The sequence below is a fragment of the Microbulbifer maximicatervae (SeqCode) genome (genome assembly GCF_052467825.1).
This window is the reverse complement of record NZ_CP174327.1, coordinates 1827044-1845073: the sequence shown is the minus strand read 5'-3', so window position 1 is coordinate 1845073 and position 18030 is coordinate 1827044. Positions and strand designations below refer to the sequence as shown.

General features: G+C 49.1%; 16 protein-coding genes and 1 pseudogene. 9 read left to right on the top strand and 8 right to left on the bottom strand.

Annotated elements, in window-relative coordinates:
• Positions 1-183 precede the first annotated feature (183 nt).
• Entirely contained in the window at positions 184-2847 is a 2664-nt protein-coding gene (gene ppc, locus ACJJII_RS08155) for a phosphoenolpyruvate carboxylase (protein WP_444918874.1), read from the top strand.
• Between the two features lie 73 nt (positions 2848-2920).
• Here the strand turns inward: ppc and ACJJII_RS08150 are convergent, their stop codons facing one another.
• Positions 2921-4165, bottom strand: coding sequence for a DUF945 family protein (locus ACJJII_RS08150; RefSeq protein ID WP_444918873.1), 1245 nt, complete (start codon positions 4163-4165; stop codon positions 2921-2923).
• Between the two features lie 682 nt (positions 4166-4847).
• Here ACJJII_RS08150 and ACJJII_RS08145 point away from each other — a divergent pair.
• From ACJJII_RS08145 to ACJJII_RS08135, 3 genes are all read left to right on the top strand, one after another.
• The gene (locus ACJJII_RS08145) at positions 4848-5234 is read left to right on the top strand and encodes a hypothetical protein (RefSeq protein WP_282934530.1); all 387 of its coding nucleotides are present in this window, start codon (positions 4848-4850) and stop codon (positions 5232-5234) included.
• A 134-nt stretch (positions 5235-5368) separates the two neighbouring features.
• Positions 5369-6307 (top strand): NADP-dependent oxidoreductase, encoded by a 939-nt coding sequence (locus ACJJII_RS08140; RefSeq protein WP_444918872.1) that lies wholly within the window; start codon positions 5369-5371, stop codon positions 6305-6307.
• A 47-nt stretch (positions 6308-6354) separates the two neighbouring features.
• Positions 6355-6954 (top strand): DUF1287 domain-containing protein, encoded by a 600-nt coding sequence (locus ACJJII_RS08135; protein WP_413664175.1) that lies wholly within the window; start codon positions 6355-6357, stop codon positions 6952-6954.
• 27 nt (positions 6955-6981) lie between these two features.
• On the opposite strand, the gene ACJJII_RS08130 is transcribed toward ACJJII_RS08135, so the two are convergent.
• The 3 genes from ACJJII_RS08130 to ACJJII_RS08120 form a co-directional block, all read right to left on the bottom strand.
• A complete protein-coding gene (locus tag ACJJII_RS08130) occupies positions 6982-7836 on the bottom strand; it encodes an AraC family transcriptional regulator (RefSeq protein WP_413664174.1) in 855 nt (284 codons plus the stop codon).
• Positions 7837-7916: 80 nt separating this feature from the next.
• Positions 7917-8219, bottom strand: coding sequence for a DUF1330 domain-containing protein (locus ACJJII_RS08125; protein WP_282934534.1), 303 nt, complete (start codon positions 8217-8219; stop codon positions 7917-7919).
• A gap of 58 nt (positions 8220-8277) precedes the next feature.
• On the bottom strand, positions 8278-8709 hold the full coding sequence (locus ACJJII_RS08120; protein WP_143729557.1) for a DUF4345 domain-containing protein: 432 nt from the start codon (positions 8707-8709) through the stop codon (positions 8278-8280).
• A 209-nt stretch (positions 8710-8918) separates the two neighbouring features.
• Between ACJJII_RS08120 and ACJJII_RS08115 the strand changes: the two genes are divergently transcribed.
• Together ACJJII_RS08115 and ACJJII_RS08110 are read left to right on the top strand one after the other, a co-directional pair.
• Positions 8919-9833, top strand: coding sequence for an SDR family NAD(P)-dependent oxidoreductase (locus ACJJII_RS08115; RefSeq protein ID WP_444918871.1), 915 nt, complete (start codon positions 8919-8921; stop codon positions 9831-9833).
• Positions 9834-9950: 117 nt separating this feature from the next.
• Positions 9951-11846, top strand: coding sequence for a multicopper oxidase family protein (locus ACJJII_RS08110; RefSeq protein WP_444918870.1), 1896 nt, complete (start codon positions 9951-9953; stop codon positions 11844-11846).
• 67 nt (positions 11847-11913) lie between these two features.
• On the opposite strand, the gene ACJJII_RS08105 is transcribed toward ACJJII_RS08110, so the two are convergent.
• Positions 11914-12762: a putative porin gene (locus tag ACJJII_RS08105; protein WP_444918869.1), complete on the bottom strand. Its 849-nt coding sequence runs from the start codon at positions 12760-12762 to the stop codon at positions 11914-11916.
• 579 nt (positions 12763-13341) lie between these two features.
• Positions 13342-13710 (bottom strand): hydroxymethylglutaryl-CoA lyase-like TIM-barrel protein, encoded by a 369-nt coding sequence (locus ACJJII_RS08100; RefSeq protein ID WP_444918868.1) that lies wholly within the window; start codon positions 13708-13710, stop codon positions 13342-13344.
• 146 nt (positions 13711-13856) lie between these two features.
• Between ACJJII_RS08100 and ACJJII_RS08095 the strand changes: the two are divergent.
• From ACJJII_RS08095 to ACJJII_RS08085, 3 genes and pseudogenes are all read left to right on the top strand, one after another.
• Positions 13857-13940 (top strand): annotated as a pseudogene (locus ACJJII_RS08095) (hypothetical protein); the annotation flags it as partial.
• A 13-nt stretch (positions 13941-13953) separates the two neighbouring features.
• Positions 13954-14208, top strand: coding sequence for a multicopper oxidase domain-containing protein (locus ACJJII_RS08090; RefSeq protein ID WP_444918867.1), 255 nt, complete (start codon positions 13954-13956; stop codon positions 14206-14208).
• A gap of 182 nt (positions 14209-14390) precedes the next feature.
• A complete protein-coding gene (locus ACJJII_RS08085) occupies positions 14391-14831 on the top strand; it encodes a hypothetical protein (protein WP_444918866.1) in 441 nt (146 codons plus the stop codon).
• A gap of 295 nt (positions 14832-15126) precedes the next feature.
• On the opposite strand, the gene ACJJII_RS08080 is transcribed toward ACJJII_RS08085, so the two are convergent.
• Positions 15127-16026: a hydroxymethylglutaryl-CoA lyase gene (locus ACJJII_RS08080; RefSeq protein ID WP_444918865.1), complete on the bottom strand. Its 900-nt coding sequence runs from the start codon at positions 16024-16026 to the stop codon at positions 15127-15129.
• Entirely contained in the window at positions 16026-18026 is a 2001-nt protein-coding gene (locus tag ACJJII_RS08075) for an acetyl/propionyl/methylcrotonyl-CoA carboxylase subunit alpha (protein ID WP_444918864.1), read from the bottom strand. The genes ACJJII_RS08080 and ACJJII_RS08075 overlap by 1 nt, the downstream gene beginning before the upstream one ends.
• Between the last annotated feature and the right edge of the window lie 4 nt (positions 18027-18030).

The following is an 18030-nucleotide window of genomic DNA, read 5'->3' as shown; positions in this document are numbered from 1 at the left end:
AAACTGTCCGAAATGTTGACACTTTAAAACCGCCACAATCTGGCTGGACATTAACGCACCGATATTTCCCGTTATTTTTCCGCCAAAAGTTGCAGCTGCAACATTGCATGCTTCAGCGCAAAGTGTGCGAATATGCCTATCCGATTGACTTTCACCGCGTTGTTAACAGGGAGAAATAGATTCGTGAACCAGGACCAGAATGCCCCCTTGCGGGAAGATGTACGCCTGCTGGGTGAAGAACTCGGCGCAGTATTACGAAACCAAGTTGGCGAGCCACTATTTGATACCGTTGAAAATATTCGTCAGGCGGCCGTTGAAAGCCGCAGCAAAGGGGCTATGCAGGCCGACCACTTGCGAGAGCTACTCGACCCCCTGGATGATGCGACCCTATTGGAAGTTGCCCGGGCATTCAGCCAATTTCTAAACCTAGCCAATATTGCCGAACAGCGCCATCGCGAGAGACTGCACCGCCAGCATCAGCGCTTTCCCGGAGATCCCGATACAGACCGCGGCCTGCGACAGGTACTGGCAGAGTTAAGCAAAGCGGGTAAGTCTCCCGAGGAAATCCACGGAACACTTAAAGAGCTATCCGTAGAACTGGTCCTAACCGCTCATCCCACCGAAGTGACACGCCGTACCCTAATTCGCAAATACGATCGAGTCGCAGACCTGCTCAACACACTGGACAGGCCCGACCTGACCCCAGAAGAATCCCAGGATTTACGTCGCCACCTACAAGAGCAAATCCTTTCCGCCTGGAGCACTGACGAGATCCGCCGCTCCAGGCCCACCCCAGTTGATGAAGCCAGGTGGGGCTTTGCCACCATCGAGCAATCCCTGTGGCAGGCACTTCCCAGAAATATGCGGGAAATAGACAGTGAATTGGCCCTGGCCAAGCTGCCCCCATTACCGGTGGATTGGGTTCCCATCCACTTTGCCTCTTGGATGGGGGGAGACCGGGACGGCAACCCCAATGTCACCGCGAGCGTCACCCGGGAAGTTCTGCACCTAGCCCGCTGGATGGCCGCCGACCTCTATCTGCGCGATGTGGAAAACCTGCTCGCAGACTTGTCCATGCATCGCGCCAGCGAAGAGCTTTTACAGCGCACTGGCCCCAGCCACGAGCCCTATCGCCTGGTGCTGCGCCAGGTTCGAGACCGCCTCAAAATAACCCGGGAAAAAATGGAGGCCCGCATTGGTCGACGCGCAGAGCCTTCCGGCCTCGCGTTTACCAGCAACGAGCAGCTAGCCGACGAACTGCGCCTGATCGACCGCTCCCTGCGCGATGTGGGCCTCTCAGCCATCGCCGATGGCCAACTTAAAGATACCCTGAGGCGACTCAACTGCTTCGGCATCACTCTATTGCGTTTGGATATACGACAGGAGTCCACCCGCCACGCTGACACCCTGGATGCCATTACCCGCTACCTGGGTATGGGCAATTACAGCAGTTGGAGCGAAGAGGAGAAGCAGGTGTTCCTGGTGTCCGAGCTGGACAGCCGCCGCCCACTGGTGGACGAGAGCTTTTACCGCAGTGATTTCTGTGACGAAGAGGTAAGTGAAGTCTTACAGACCTGCAAGGTCATTGCCGAACAGGGTCCCGAGGGATTAGGTGCCTACGTTATCTCAATGGCGACCACACCTTCCGATGTTCTCGCCGTAATGCTACTGCAAAAAATTGCCGGGGTGCAGGTGCCAATGCGAGTGGTTCCCCTGTTTGAAACCCTCGACGATCTCGATGGTGCAGCAACCACAATGAGTACCCTGTTGAATATCCCCCTCTACAAGCAGCGTGTGCTCGATGGCCAGGAAGTGATGATCGGCTACTCGGACTCCGCCAAGGATGCTGGCTTCCTGGGCGCCGCCTGGGCACAGTACCGCACACAGGAAGCTCTCACCGGAATATTCCGCAACCACGGTATCCCCCTAACTCTGTTTCACGGCCGAGGCGGCTCCATATCCCGGGGCGGCTCGCCTACTCGTATGGCCCTGCTGTCGCAACCACCGGGATCAATAGCCGGGCGTATTCGCGTTACCGAACAGGGAGAAATGATTCGCTTCAAATACGGCCGTCCCTCTGTAGCCGCCTACAACCTGGAGCAGTATGTCGCCGCAACTCTGGAAGCGACACTGATGCCCCCGGCAGAGCCACGTTCAGAGTGGCGCGCGGAGATGGACCGGCTCACGGAAGTCTCCGTCGGCAACTACCGGGAAGTCGTGCAGGATGATCCGGCCCTGGTGGCTTACTTGCGCACTGTCACCCCGGAAACCGAGTTGAGCCGCCTGGCCCTGGGCAGCCGCCCGGCAAGGCGTAAACCCGGTGGCGGTGTCGAATCACTGCGGGCGATTCCGTGGGTGTTTGCCTGGACCCAGATACGACTGATGCTACCAGCCTGGCTGGGCACTGGCGCCGCCTTGGAGAATGCCCTCAAGCACGCAGATGAAACCGATATCTTGCGGGATATGAGTCGCCAATGGCCCTTTTTCCAAGGCGTTGTGGATATGCTAGAAATGGTACTGGCCAAGGCCGATCCCCGCGTTGCCTCCTGGTACGAAGAACGACTCACTGAGGATGCAGACCTAATCCAACTGGGTGTCAGTTTGAGAGAGCGACTGGCTCACACCGTAGAGGCCCTAAAACAGCTTACCGGGCGGGAGAGCTTGTTGGATAACAATCCCGTGATGCGCTGGTCCATCCGCGTGCGCGATCCCTACACTGACCCTTTGCACCTATTGCAGGCCGAGCTGATGGCACGTTTGCGCGAACGGGAAAGTGATGCAGTATTGGAAAGTGCGCTGATGGTCACTATCGCCGGGATTGCAGCGGGTATGCGCAATACGGGTTAGAAGGAGACTCCGGCCACTTTGGTGCACTGGGATTTGAGGCCTGCTCTTTTCACAACAGCAGGCCCCCAAGCAATCAGAACCTGCCGGTAAGTGCCATCACGAACAGGTCTGCCGGCAACTGCTCTCCATTCACCTCCAACTGGCCACGGTTGACCTTGAGGTACATTTGCAGCTCGCCATTGTCTTCGATCAGCAGTCCATAATCTCGCAAAAGCATTGCCTGTCCTACCAGGGGAGACTGCAAAAGCGCCTGCTCTGCAGCGCTAACGGTCATACTACCTACCAGCGGTTTGAGCCACTGATCGATCTCACTGGCACCTCGGCGGGAGGATTTGCGCATACCCCGCCAATCGATATCAGCATCTACTAACACCGGGCCATTGCGGGATTGAATCGCCAGCTGTTGCTCCAGGCGCAGCGGGCGACTCATTTCACGGGCCCAATTCCGTTCAGGGGCCGGCAACAATACACGCAGGTAGTGCCCCAGATCCGCAGTCTTAATTCTCGGCAAGGTCATCTGCTGGCGCACAGAGGTAATCGGTGTTGCCGAGTCCACGGTGGGGAGCTTCAGGTCACTGATAATTTTCAGGGTCTGGGCAGCCAACTCTTCCAAGGTCAGGTCCAGGGTAACATCGCGCAATTGAACCGGTCCGGAATCTGATTCTGCCCTCAGCAACGACAAGCGCAGCTCCGCATTACCGCCCTCGCCAGGCATATATTCAAACTCGCCTTCAAGGGGCTCGGTAAACAGTACTTCGATACCTTCGCGAATATGGCGCAAGCTTCCCAGCTCCACGACACCGTTCAGCACAGCACCGGTGTAATCCGTAGATACGGCAATCTCCCCACCGTCAAACTCCAGCTCCCCGAGTGGGCCAGTATTTTTGAAAGGGTCTAAGCGGAGGGTATTCAGCACCCGGTTGTCGGCGGTAACCAGGGTTTCCAGAACTACCGGACTCGCCTGTAAAGCGCCATAAATGGACTCCAATTGAGCGCGCAATTCAGTCTGTAGTTGATCCAGCTCCAGCCGGGTCTCGGTATAAACCACACCCAGGCGCGGCCCCTTGGAGGTAAGCAACACCGGCCCATGATGGATCTCGGTATTGAGCTGGGTAGTGCCATCCGGCAATGCCACTTCAGTATTGGTTTCAGCACCAAACCATCCGCGTTCGTAACCCGTGGAATTCCCCCCCTGCAAGCGGCCCAATTGCTGCTTCCAAATTTCCTCTACTTTGGGGCCGATAAAACCCGGCGCAGCCAGGGCAGATATCACCATTAGGGCAAGCACAATAAATAGAAGTGAACGCAGTAGTTTCATAAAAAATCATCTAGCGAAGGGGTTTGCGCCGATGGTATCAGATTATGAGGCTATTAGTGCGACAAGAGCCTCGTTACTTGGTACGAGTGCTGAACATTCATCAACCACGGCATAAGGACCTACGACCCATTTCTAAAGAGCAGAATCTCGGCTTGTAAATTAGTAAATCTATATTTCAAAAGCTCTGATCAAGCCTAAGAAGAGGGGGTTGTAAGCGGCCATAAATTGAAATTGACCATTATCGCTAGAGATCAGCTCGCAAGTCTCTTGATCTCCTGTGGCACGCCTGAGTAATTTTATGGCTCGATGACAGTTTTAAACAACAATGTAATTTTTTAAACCACTCTTTAACTTCCCCTAAATCAGAGCAATTTAAAATGGTAGGTGACAATCTATTTTTCTTGTATTTCAATCTAACCCAGATTCTTATCTCCACGATTTAGCTTTCTTACAAATACCTCCGCAAAATAAAGGTCCTGATTACTATAAGAAAACCGCTATCTAGGAAATTTTTTTGTTTTCTACCTATTCATGTAAAAAATAATTATTGAATTCATAACCGTTATCTCGATCGGATCTTAAAAGATACCTTTACAACAACCGAAACTTCCATTACCGCACGTTGGGACACTCCCCCAGTTTGAGTAGACTTGTGGCCAAACTAGGAGAAGGAGAAGACGTTATGCGATATCTTGTTTCAATGGTGCTCTTGTGTTCTCTCGCAGGTTTCAGTTATGCAGATGACCGCATGACGCGCCTCCCATCCAACGCTGAACCCGTGCAAATTCTCGGCAAGACTTATTATCAAAGTGGTAATACTTTCTATGCCTTTAATGAGCAGGGCCGTTATTTCTACAGAGTACAGCCCCCCACCTCTATTCGTAGTTATGAGAATCCCCGGGATATGTATATCCGCGGCTCACAACCTCGCCCCCAAACTTGGGGTCTGACTAGAGACCAGGTAGAAGGCTGTATGAATGCCGCTGCAGATATGGCAAATGCTAACCCTGCGGTAGGTGGTAAGATTTATATTCGCGAATATAACCGCTGTATCAGTAACTTGCGCTAGCCATTGTGGCTATATTTACTGCTACAAGGGGCCTTCGGGCCCCTTTTTTCAATCGTTATTTTTTATAGTTACTAAACTAGCAAGTCTTTCAACACACTAAAGCTATCAATCCTCTAATTTTAGAGCTGTGAAATATGCAAGCAGCTATTATCAGGTCTTATGGCAGCCCCATCGAAATTGCACAGATGCCTAAACCTTCACCGGATAAAAATAGTATTTTAGTAAAGGTACAATCGGCCAGTATCAACCCCCTCGATAACTGGGCAATATCGGGGGCTTTACAAAACGTAATGCCTGTAAAAATGCCGCATATTGTCGGGTACGATGTTACTGGGAAAGTAGTAAAAATTGGCAGCGCTGTCAGAAATTTTAAAATTGGCGATCTGATATTTGCACGCCCCGATACAAATCAAGCGGGTACGATTGCCGAATACACTTCAATCAAAGCAATGGACGCAGCTATCCGCCCCTGCAATCTTTCCAACAATGAGTGTGCCGCTTTCCCTCTCGTGGGTTTAACAGCCTGGCAATCTCTCATTGAAGTGGGAAAATTACAGAAAGGGCAAAGAGTTCTTATCCACGCTGGCTCCGGCGGAGTCGGTACTATCGCTATACAAATAGCGAAATATATTGGCGCCTTCGTAGCCACAACCACCAGTGATGCCAACTTTACATTAGTCAAACGACTCGGTGCCGACACTGTTATCAATTATAAAACCGAAAAATTTGAGGAATTACTCGAGGATTATGACCTTGTACTCGACTCTTTAGGCGGAGAAGTATTAGAAAGGTCTGCCAAAGTTCTTAACAAACATGGTCTATTAGTATCAGTCTCCGTCAAAACTAAAGGGTCAGATACCTTAATTGAAAAGATGAGGCAGCGTCTCCAACTAGTCTATTCATGGCCAAGTGGCACTACTCTCGCAGAACTTGCTTCATTACTTGAGAAAGGATTTTTGAAACCGGTTATTGATAGAGTCTACCCCATACATGAAACTCAAGCCGCACTCGACTACCTAAATAAGGGAAGAGCCAAAGGTAAAATAGTTATTGATGTGTTGCAGGGTAAATAAACGATAGTATAGGATTTCAACCTAGACTCAAAAAAACTGGAGCCCTAGTGAAACGGATATTTCTATTTTTGGGTACCCTGATTTCTGCCGCCAGTTATGCACAAAATATAACTTTGGCCGAAGCTGCTCTGGAGCGAACCTATCATAAGGTACGCTACGATCCAGCTTATGTGTCTATTCCCTATCCAAATGGAGATGTGCCGGCTGATACCGGTGTTTGTACCGACGTAGTGATTCGATCATATAGGAAGCTGGGGATCGATTTGCAAAAAGAAGTTCACGAGGATATATCGGGTCATTTTCAAGCCTACCCATCTAAACGCATTTGGGGACTTTCCAGGCCAGATAAAAATATTGATCACCGGCGAGTACCCAATCTACAGGCTTTTTTTACTCGCAAAGGACAATCACTCTCAATAAGTGACAAGGCAGAGGATTATCTACCAGGGGACATCGTTACCTGGATGCTGCCCGGTAATTTACCACATATCGGTATTGTGACTGCGAAACGCTCTCTAAAGACCAACCGGTACTTGGTCGCACACAATATCGGGGCTGGACCCGTGCTGGAAGACATGCTGTTTTCCTTTAAAATTACCGGGCATTACCGATACAACGCCGGCCAGGCAACCGAAAAGATTGAGTAGCGAAAAAACTACGCTAGTGCCAAGCGATTACGGCCTTTCTTTGACCGGGATATGGAGAAACATTTCCGCTGTCGGGCTGGTAACCTGATATCTGGGTGGGTACAGCTCAAAGTCTGGCCTCTCAATATAGTCGTAATTGGACTTTGGCAACCAGCTTCCCCAAATATACTTCAATGTCTGTTCCAGGGTGGTAATAGATCCACGGTGAACAAATTTTGCATATAGCTGCTCCGGTAGTTCCCGCGCCACCATACCCTCGGGTACCTGAGTCAAGTCGGCAACCGGCGCACAGCAGACATACTTAAACTGAATTTCATCACCCGCTTCCTCATAACATTCATAGATACCAAAAGATTCATCGCTGATACGATTGGGGATTTTATCCCTGTAGGGCCGAAATGCAGACCAGAGCTTTGGCAAGCTGAGATTTTCATGGTCGTATTCCTGCGCTACCCCCACCAATTGCATCGCTGGCCGCGAAATAATTTGTGGCTCCATGGACAACTCATTTTGCAAGAAGTGCAGCATATGAGGGCTAAATTGATCCTTATACAACAACCGAAAAGGATCCTGCTGCTTTCGATACTGTGCCGGGGTTACGTTAAATAAAGCTTTAAACGCGCGAGTAAACGCTTCTTGGGAGTCAAATTGGCACTCCATGGCAAGCTCAAGAATACCAATATCTTCACTCAACAACCTCTTTGCGGCGACGGTCAATCGGCGCTTACGCAAATACTCTTTCGGTGAGTCCCCCACTAATGCCTTAAAAATACGGCTGAAGTGGTAGGTGGAGTAATGAGAGGCAGCAGCAATTTCGTGAACAGAAATTTTGTCATATAGATGCTGCTCTACGAAGTTAATACTTTTAAAAAATCGCTGCATGAGAGGCTCCTTTACTGCCAGTCTACGTTGGGACGGTGAAATTTTCGAACAATACCTTCTCGGTTTAGTATGCCTTTAAATTAAATTCGCTCACTAGTGATAAAAAAGCGTAAATGGGCAAATGCTTTGTCCCTCAAAGGAATAATCGCCTGGTAGGCTGGATCATTAAAGAATGCATAGATCGCCTCCCGATCCGGAAAAGATACCACAACAAATGCCCTTGGTGACCGACCCCCGTCCAGGGCCTCTTCCACATCATAAGAGGCAATAGGCACCCCCCCATACTGTTGCATTAATTGCGGTGCCAGACCTATATACTGCTGAAGAGCCTGCAATTCCTGTAAGTTTGGTGAAGACTCTATATGTAAAAATACTGGTAACAAAGTAATAACCTCTTAAGTGTAAATAAATTTTAGTTGCTTAACTAAGAGCTTCTAATGACTAACTTTGAGAGGCTACTCGCCTATGCCAAAAAACCAGAAGTGGAACTATCGCAAGCTCAATAATCGTAGGGGGTAAGACCTGATCATCCACCAATCCAAATTCCAGAATATTGCTTAAGCGGCCCAGACCGCCAATAAAGAGGGATAAAGCCACGAAGTAAAACAATGCTTTATGTTTTTCGATATTGCTCAGGAAATACAGTAGAACCAATCCCTGGGCAAAGAAAACACCAAAGGCAAATCGATATTGATTATCCCCAAATCCTCTCAAAGGGCTATCCGGGCCAAAAATCATAGCACCACCACTCAGGGCAGCACTGCCATTCAGCCCTCCAAATGCACTGATACCACCGGGTACAAAACAGATCACCGCTAGCGCTACCACTAACAATTGGAAAATTTTTCTTTCTATAGAACTCGCCTGATTCATAGTGTCACCTTAGTTTGCCGTATTTGGAGTGATGACCTAATCATATTGGCCAGTAAGGCCCTACTTTTGATATTTCTTGCGGTCTTGGTATCCCACTAAGACAGCAAGAAATGTCAAAAGACGAGGCGATTAACCGCTTATCTTTCTCTCCAACAGCCGGGTATATCCATATCCGGGCACCAGTTCCCAATATCCACAGAGACAGAAAGATGATTAAGAGTGTTTTGATTACCGGAGCGAATGCAGGCTTAGGCAGGGAATGCGCCAAGCAACTGGCGGAATACCAGCAAATTAACAAGATCTATCTCGGCTGCCGCAATCTGCACAAAGCCAAGGAAGCCCAAGCCGATCTGGTGTCGGTAACAGGCAGGAATATCTTCGAAGTATTGCTGATCGATGTCGCGGATCAACAATCTGTGAAAGAGGCAGTTAAGAACCTGGACTCCCCAGTTGATGCGCTGGTTATGAATGCTGGCGGTACCGGGGGGAAAGAGTTTTACAACAAGACCCCCGAAGGAGTCACACAAATTTTCGCCGTCAACCTGCTCGGGCATGCTCTACTGACTAACGAGTTACTGAAAGCCAATAAATTAACCCAGACTGCTATCTATGCCGGCTCCGAGGCCGCTCGCGGCGTAAAAGAGATGGGTATGAAGCGACCAAACCTGAAAAGCGCCTCTGTGGAGGAATTTATGCAGATCTGTGAAGGAAAGCTCTATGCCAGCACCAAAGACGCTACGGTACCCTATGGTCCGATAAAGTATATGGGCGCCCTATGGATGTCTTCCATGGCGCGGGAATTCCCCCATATCCGCTTCGTAACCATGAGTCCCGGGGCTACGGTAGGCACAGAGGGCTTCAATACACTGTCGTTATTCAAGCAATATATGATGAAGGGCATGATGCAGATTATGCTGCTACTTGGCAAAGTCCACAAAGTAGAAATAGGCGCCAAGCGCTATATCGATGCCCTACTGGATACAAGATCCTTCCGCACAGGTATTTTTTACGGCAGTGAACGCGGATTGACTGGACCTCTTGGTGAACAGCGGAAGCTTTTCCTGGACCTGGACAATCCTACCTATCAAGACAATGCCAAAACAGCGATCAATCGCTTTATCTAATGAAGGGTCGCATCAGGGAAGGGCCCTGTACACTCTTCCCCGCCCCCAAGTTAACGCCACCGAAACCGCTTGTTTACCTATACTTGACTGTTAAATACTTACTGCTAAAAACAGCCAATGTTTCGGGTAATCTTTTCCCTGCTGTTGTTAATTCCCCTTGCCCTGACTGCTGCTGAAGATGTAGCTAAAGCAGCTCCCCTGCGGCTGCTGGATCCAGCAACTGTGGATAAGTTCGTCAATGAACTGCCAATACCCGTAGAAATCCGCCCTCAGAGCTCAGCCCCAATTAAACTACCCGCCCGCCCCACTGAAGTTTGGATGGGGCTACGGGATAAGGAAGGCAAACGTTTAATGACAAAGGCCTGGGGTTTTGAATATGCAGGTCGCATCCACTCTCCTGGCCCTACTATTCGCGCCCGAGAAGGCCAACCGGTATTTGTACACTGGGCCAATGAGCTACCGGGTCCGCATCTATTTCCTGTGGATCGATCCATTCACCTCGCCGACGTAAAAGATCCAAAAGCTGTACCTATGGTTATCCACCTTCACGGCGGGCATACAGAGTGGAAAAGTGACGGCAACCCCCTCGCTTGGTACACCCGCAATTATCGTGAGACGGGACCATTATTTGAGAAAAAGGTTTACGAATACGACAACTCCCAGGATGCCGCCACTATCTGGTATCACGACCACACCCTGGGCATGACGCGCCTTAATGTTTACGCAGGTCTATTCGGTTTTTACCTGGTTGGCGATGACAATGAAGACCGTCTGATACAGGAGAAACTGCTCCCTGCAGAAGAGCGCACTTTTGTAGCCGCTATTACAGACAGCTTGTTTAGCTCCGATGGGCAGCTGTATTTTCCTGGCTGGAGGGACCAGCCTCCATCACCGGTTTCCCATGAGGTGGTTAAAGCCAATTGGCCCAATCCGTCCCATCTCGACGAATTTTTTGGCAATATTATTCTGGTAAACGGCATGACCTGGCCCAAAGTCAGTGTCACTCCACACGTCTATCGATTTCGGTTACTCAACGCATCCGATACCCGCACACTGATACTCAGGATCGACGAAAATACACCCTTTGTACAAGTCGGCGGTGACGGCGGATTTCTCGATTACCCTGTAAAATTGAACGAGTTGATATTGGCACCCGCAGAGCGAGCAGATGTTTTAGTAGATTTCAGCGGTTATGAAGGGCGTGAACAAACACTGCGAAACTTTGGACCGGATGTCCCTTTTAAAGGCTTTGTAGAGGCCAATGATCCAAAGAGTTCGATTCCACTTGTCTACAACCCGGGAGGTAAACGCGTATTAAGCGATGGACGCGGCGGCATCACACCAGCTACCGATCCAAATACTACAGGCCAGATCCTACAATTTCATATTGCTTCAACACCGATCCCCCCCCCTTCTAATAAACAGAAATCAGAGATTAAAAATACCATTGGAGATTTAAAACTCACCCTAAATACTCCCTTGCGCACCCCACTTAATAGGCTTAACCAAGCCAGTCGTACACGACAACTTGCCACCTACCGATTGGACGATCCCTACGGCCGCAATCTGCTCATGTTAGGTCCAGTAAAGGAGGGCTCCCTATTTTTTGAAGACCCTACTACAGAAATAATCCAACACAACGCCGTTGAGATCTGGGAGATATACAACCCTACAGTATCGGCTCACCCTATCCATATTCATCTGGTTGAATTCCAGGTGCTTGACCGCCAGCCGTTTAGAGGCAAACTGATCCCCAAGCCGCAGAAATTCATGCATACCAATAAGACATTCCAGGGAGCACGACTGGAAATTGAATCCCTACTAGGAAAACCCCTGCCACCACAACCAGAGGAAAGTGGCCCCAAAGATACCGTGATTGCCCTTCCCGGCCAAGTGACCCGGGTAATTGCACGATTTGACCGCAAAGGCCTTTATGTATGGCACTGCCATCTACTCTCCCATGAAGATTACGATATGATGAGGCCGTTTGAGGTTTTGCCGCCTAAACCATGAGATAGCCTTAGTTTCAAGAAATAACTGCAAAAGGATTTAGTCGATCAACCCCTTTTGCCTTCTTAAACTAAAATTGCATCGTAACTCCCAATTCAAACTTATCTACTTCCGTATCCGTATTCCAGCTGGCTTTGTAGATATCACTTCCAAAGCTGGAATACTTAAATGGACTTCCTAACCTAGTACTATAAGAAGCCTCCACCGCAACGTTCCGATTAAAAAAGTGAGATAAACCTAGCTTGTAATCATTATTTTCATCATAACTAGCACCAAGGGAAGTACTCTCAGTAAAATAGTAATTGCTTCCAACCTCCCAATAATCATCCCCTTCATTATAATTTAAATAGCTAAACTCAAAAGAAATGTACTGGACATCACCAATTTTTGAAAAGTATTTAGAGGAAAAAGTCTGCCAGTCAAAAACAATATCGGCAGAAAAGTCGAAACCAATATAATCAGTTTCATTTAATTCATAATTATAACGAAATTTACTATATGTATTGCCCTCAGTATTATAAAATTTCATCAAAAAGTTAGGAGTAAACATGTAACCTAAAGCTATAGTATTAAAGCTCTCACCTCCAAGATCTGCAATGTTAGCTCCCAGCACAAATCCATTTTCGGCAAAATATTCACCAGCGACTGCAAAACTATCGCTATTTGTAGACCCAATGCTTCGATGGTAGTAAGCCGCAGACAAATTACTTGCCTTATTAATAAACTCAAACTCTCTTAGAGGCCCAAGAGTTTCCTTGCCAGAAAAATAATAAGTTGATTCAGTAGAGAGTTCATTCCCACCTCTTGCACTGAAATCCAAATTAGAATAACCGGCAGTAGTAATTGACTTATACTCTTCAGCAGTGGCATTAACAGCCATAAAAAAAACCAACGAGAGAGCTGCGAAATATATTTTCATTTTGATATCCTATTTTTTGAGCACTGAGTATGACCATCCACTCAAAAAAAGTTCAAAAAAATAAATCAAATTATATTCACTAGCAGTGAAGGTGCGCCCAACAAACTCTATAGATCACTATCATTTTCTGTGGGAAATTCTGATGGCTATCTCATCCCAAGGTTAGGTAATAAAAAGCGTGAAGGAAGGTCTACCCCAACGAAATATTCAAAGAATTCAACCTGAACCTACAAGAGATGCTGTATAGTCATAATTGTCAGCATAACTCAAACAATGAAGTTGATAATAAAAAATCCAGCCACAGAAAGTGTGAGCATCAACCCACCTAATATTTAATCGACACTAGATAAAGGCAGAATCTATCTCTAACGGCCTTTAATCACAGGAGTATAATTTTTAAATCAGGTAAAGGTGGCCCCAACAAAGACGGCTTGTTAATATGTGAAGCGGGTTGTACACCGTGAAGAAAATTTTAACTTGTAGATAACGGATTATTATTCTCCGTTATGTAGACTGCTACAAACTTGTAATTCCAGTAGTAAAAAACGTAGGATATAGCTTCTAGAGAGGTGTTTCACTCTAAACTCTAGCGATTAAATTCACATCAGGATAAATATAATCCCGATGTGAACCTATCAAAAACTCAACAAGGCACCAAAGTCTTAGCCACACGGGAGTTAGTCTCCTGCCCCTGCTGTTCAGAAATAAAGTTCCCAGCAACTGTATATCCACGCCAGTTCCAATACCCATGCCATTGAGCATATAAAGCACATCCTCACTGGCAACATTACCGGAAGCGGCACGGGCATAGGGGCAGCCGCCCAAACCAGCTACGTCGGAATCTACTACTGCGACACTCATTTGTAAGGCCGCGTAGATATTGGCCAAGGCCTGGCCGCAGGTATCGTGGAAGTGCACCGCAAGTTTTTCCACGGGTACGCGGGCCATCACCTGTTTCAGTATACGCCTGGATGCCCCTACGACCCTAACTTGCTGATGGTAGGTCCAGTAAAGGAGGGGTCCCTTTTTTTGCGGACCCTACTAAAGAAGTAGTTCAGCACGACGCCATAGAAACCTGAGAACTATACAATGCCACCGTATCGGCCCATCCTATCCATATTCACCTTGTAAAATTTCAGGTGCTAATCCCTCAACCTTCAAATGGAGCTTATCCCTAAGCCACAGAAATTTATGCATATCGATAAGATATTTCAGGGTGCACAACTGGAAATAGAATCTCTACAGGGGAAACTCCTTCCACCACAACCAGAAGAAAGCGGCCCCAAAGATACGGTCATCGCCCTTCCCGGCCAAGTAACACGGGTAATTGCGCGCTTTGATCGAGAAGGCCTCTATGTATGGCACTGTCATCTGCTCTCCCATGAGGATTACGATATGATGAGGCCGTTTAGGGTGTTGGCGCCAAAGCCAATAAACAACCAGTAATCTATTAAGCTTTAACATCTAATCTCAGATAAAAAGTAAACACCTAAAAACTTATCGATAAGCCGAACAATAAATAAGACAGCAAGAAAAAGAATAGAACAAAACAACATTATCAATGGTTACAATCATCCAAGAAAACCAAAAACAACTCGGAATTGATCTGCACAAAACAAGTAATTACGATGAAAACACTAATAATATTATTATTTTTTACACTGGCATCAGGGGCAATTGCCGCTGAAACACCGGAATTAACAAAGGAAAACTTGAAGAAAAAAGCTGTCCTTATCAATGAGCTACAAAACAAAATACTGATGAAGGGATCGACAGTCGAAGATATCGACAAACTATTTTTTCACTACACAGACGACTTTATCTATATCCATGAAGTTTATGGCGGCACCTACACCAGAGAGCACCTATACAACAACTCCATAAAGTATTTAAAGGAGGGAGAATATCAAATGACTGGCGCTAGATATAAAATTATATCAATCATCGCTGGTTACAAAGCAGTCTCACTTGAGCGGCAACAAACCTATCAAGGCGTTACCTCTAACCACTTAACAGTATTTGAATTTGAGGGTGATCAGATTTCTAGGATTATTGAATACTGGAAATAGGAATCTAATGAAATGTTTGATTATAGAGCTCTATACATGTCTCTAAATCTATCACTCTACATGTCGTTAATTTCTGTCAATAAAAATCAACAACCAAGAGGGGATATTATTTCTCTAAGCGGGAAGCTGAGCAGACGCTTAAGAATTGAAATTTAAGAATTAACTGAGAAGGGGTGAGGCAAAATATCTTAGAACAGGCAACCCTGTTTATTTTAGCTCTGACAAAAATGATTCTAAAATTCTCTAAAAGGTCCTCTCCAGAAAAAACACTCTCTGGAGAGAACCCACTACTCACTCAGCAAGGCACCAAAGCCTTAGCCACACGGGAGTTAGTCTCCCGCCCCAGCTGTTCAGAAATAAAGTTCCCAGCCTCTGCCAGCAACTGTAAATCCACGCCGGTTTCAATACCCATGCCATTGAGCATATAAAGCACATCCTCACTGGCAACATTACCGGAAGCGCCGCGGGCATAGGGGCAGCCGCCCAGGCCGGCTACGGCGGAATCTACTACTGCAACACCCATTTGTAAGGCCGCGTAGATATTGGCCAGTGCCTGGCCGTAGGTATCGTGGAAATGCACAGCAAGTTTTTCCACGGGCACGCGGGCCATCACCTGCTCCAGCATACGCTTGGCGGCTTCCGGGGTGCCGACACCTATGGTGTCGCCGAGAGAGATTTCGTAGCAGCCCATTTCCAATAGAGCAGCACTAACTTCTGCCACTTTGGCCGGGTCAATATCGCCTTCATAGGGGCAACCAAGTACGCAGGATACGTATCCGCGCACGGGTATGCCGTCTTGCTTGGCCTTTTCCACCAGTGGGCGGAAGCGCTCCAGACTCTCAGCGATACTGCAATTAATATTTTTCTGGGTGAAGGCTTCCGAGGCCGCACCGAATACGGCGACCTCATCTGCTTTGGCTTCCACTGCGCGCTCATAGCCTTTTAAGTTTGGCGTGAGCGCACTGTAGATAACACCGTCTTTGCGCTGGATACCCGCCAGCACTTCCTCGCTGGCGGCCATTTGCGGTACCCATTTGGGGCTGACAAAACTGCCGGCTTCAATAACCGACAGCCCACTGGCACTGAGCTTGTCCACCAGAGCGATACGGGTCTCCACAGAGATAGGCTGCTTTTCATTTTGCAGTCCATCGCGGGGGCCCACTTCGACGATTTTGACTTGCTTGGGCAAAGTCATTACTGCTCCTCCCCAGCAAAATCCACCAGCAGACTGCCACCATCCACTAATTCACCTTCGGCACAGAAGAACTGCTGCACGGTACCGGCGGCTGGAGCCCGCAGGGTGTGTTCCATTTTCATGGCTTCCATTACCAGTAGCGGCTGGTCTTTTTCCACCGTAGAGCCGGGCTCAACCAGCAGCGAAATTATGGTGCCGTTCATGGGGGCATCGAGGCCGTGGGCCTGGTCATTGCTCTCACCGATATCCGGTGGCAACAGCTTGAATTCCACCTGAGTGCCATCGATAAATACAGCACCGCCATCGCGGGTATCCACGGCGGAGAAACTCATGCGGCGGCCATCCACCAACATCAAGTCACGTCCCGGCAGCAGGCGAATCTCACCGCTGTTTTGTTCCTCAGGCAAGGCATCGCAAGTCCAGCGCAGGCTATCGCCCTCCGCAACAAAGCGAATTTGAGCGTGCTGGCCACGGTAGTCCACCGTCTGGGTGCGACTGCCAGCCAGAGCATTGCGCCAGTTATCACCATTGTGCCAAGGAGAGAAAGGATCCCGCTGAGGTGCGCTATTGCGCAGATCGCGCTCTTCACGCTGCTGCAAATAACCGGCAATAGCAGCACATTTCAGCGGCGTCAGTGTCTGCTCCTGATGCAGTACTTCCGCCTCGTAGTCCTCGATAAAGTGCGTCGAAATACAACCGCTGGCAAATGCCTGGTGATTGATCACTCGGCGCAGGAATTCGATATTGTGGCGCACACCGGCAATTTGATAATCACGCAGTGCGCGATCCAATTTGGCCAGGGCTTCTTTGCGGGTGCGGCCGTGGCAGATTAATTTAGCGATCATCGGGTCGTAATGCACACTGATTTCATCGCCGGTCTGCACACCGGTATCCACTCGCACACCCTCGCCTTCCGCCGGGGGCTGGTGGCGCACCAACACGCCCGTTGCCGGCAGGAAATCATTGTCCGGGTCTTCGGCATAGATGCGCACTTCCATGGCGTGGCCGTTGATCTGCAGCTCATCCTGGCTCATGGGCAGGGTATCGCCAGCGGCAACTGACAGCTGCCAGGCCACTAGGTCCTGGTCGGTGATCATTTCCGTCACCGGGTGCTCCACCTGCAGGCGGGTATTCATTTCCATAAAGTAGAAGGCACCGCTGGCATCCAGCAGAAATTCCACCGTGCCGGCCCCCACGTAACCAATCGCGTGGGCCGCGCGCAGGGCCGCTTCACCCATGCGGGCGCGCAGCTCCGGAGTCATACCCGGTGCGGGAGCTTCTTCCACTACTTTTTGGTGGCGGCGCTGCACCGAGCAATCCCGTTCAAACAGGTAGACGCCATTGCCCTGCTGATCACAGAACACCTGGATTTCCACATGGCGGGGACTCACCACATAGCGCTCTAGCAACATAATGTCGTCGCCAAAGGCATTCATGGCCTCACGCTTGGCAGCGGCCAGAGCTTCGTGGAATTCATCGGCACTGTCGACACGGCGCATGCCCTTACCACCGCCGCCGGCAGCAGCTTTCAGTAATACTGGGTAACCGATGCGATTGGCGTGGCCTTCCAACAGATCTTCATTTTGGTTGGTGCCGTGGTAACCGGGCACCAGGGGCACATTAGCCTCTTCCATAATGCGTTTGGCAGCGGACTTGGAGCCCATCGCCTCAATCGCTCCGGTGGGTGGGCCGACAAAAATAATGCCGGCGCTATCGCAGGCGCGGCAAAACTCGGCATTTTCCGACAGGAAGCCATAACCCGGATGGATGGCATCGGCACCAGTCTGCTTGGCAGCACCCAATACTTTGTCGATATCCAGATACGAATCCCTGGCCGGGGCCGGACCCAGGTGCACCGCTTCGTCCGCCATCTGCACATGCAGGGCGTCGGCATCCGCATCGGAATAAACGGCGACAGTGGCCACCCCCAGGCGGCGCGCGGTCTTGATAATGCGACAGGCAATTTCGCCGCGATTAGCTATTAACAGTTTGCGAATCATAAAA

Bases quoted from the DNA above. Each gene is read 5' to 3' on its own strand.
- ACJJII_RS08150 (WP_444918873.1), bottom strand. From the start codon at position 4,165: ATGAAACTACTGCGTTCACTTCTATTTATTGTGCTTGCCCTAATGGTG.
- ACJJII_RS08145 (WP_282934530.1), top strand. From the start codon at position 4,848: ATGCGATATCTTGTTTCAATGGTGCTCTTGTGTTCTCTCGCAGGTTTC.
- ACJJII_RS08140 (WP_444918872.1), top strand. From the start codon at position 5,369: ATGCAAGCAGCTATTATCAGGTCTTATGGCAGCCCCATCGAAATTGCA.
- ACJJII_RS08130 (WP_413664174.1), bottom strand. From the start codon at position 7,836: ATGCAGCGATTTTTTAAAAGTATTAACTTCGTAGAGCAGCATCTATAT.
- ACJJII_RS08120 (WP_143729557.1), bottom strand. From the start codon at position 8,709: ATGAATCAGGCGAGTTCTATAGAAAGAAAAATTTTCCAATTGTTAGTG.
- ACJJII_RS08115 (WP_444918871.1), top strand. From the start codon at position 8,919: ATGATTAAGAGTGTTTTGATTACCGGAGCGAATGCAGGCTTAGGCAGG.
- ACJJII_RS08110 (WP_444918870.1), top strand. From the start codon at position 9,951: ATGTTTCGGGTAATCTTTTCCCTGCTGTTGTTAATTCCCCTTGCCCTG.
- ACJJII_RS08105 (WP_444918869.1), bottom strand. From the start codon at position 12,762: ATGAAAATATATTTCGCAGCTCTCTCGTTGGTTTTTTTTATGGCTGTT.
- ACJJII_RS08100 (WP_444918868.1), bottom strand. From the start codon at position 13,710: ATGGCCCGCGTACCCGTGGAAAAACTTGCGGTGCACTTCCACGATACC.
- ACJJII_RS08090 (WP_444918867.1), top strand. From the start codon at position 13,954: ATGCATATCGATAAGATATTTCAGGGTGCACAACTGGAAATAGAATCT.
- ACJJII_RS08085 (WP_444918866.1), top strand. From the start codon at position 14,391: ATGAAAACACTAATAATATTATTATTTTTTACACTGGCATCAGGGGCA.
- ACJJII_RS08080 (WP_444918865.1), bottom strand. From the start codon at position 16,026: ATGACTTTGCCCAAGCAAGTCAAAATCGTCGAAGTGGGCCCCCGCGAT.
- ACJJII_RS08075 (WP_444918864.1), bottom strand. From the start codon at position 18,026: ATGATTCGCAAACTGTTAATAGCTAATCGCGGCGAAATTGCCTGTCGC.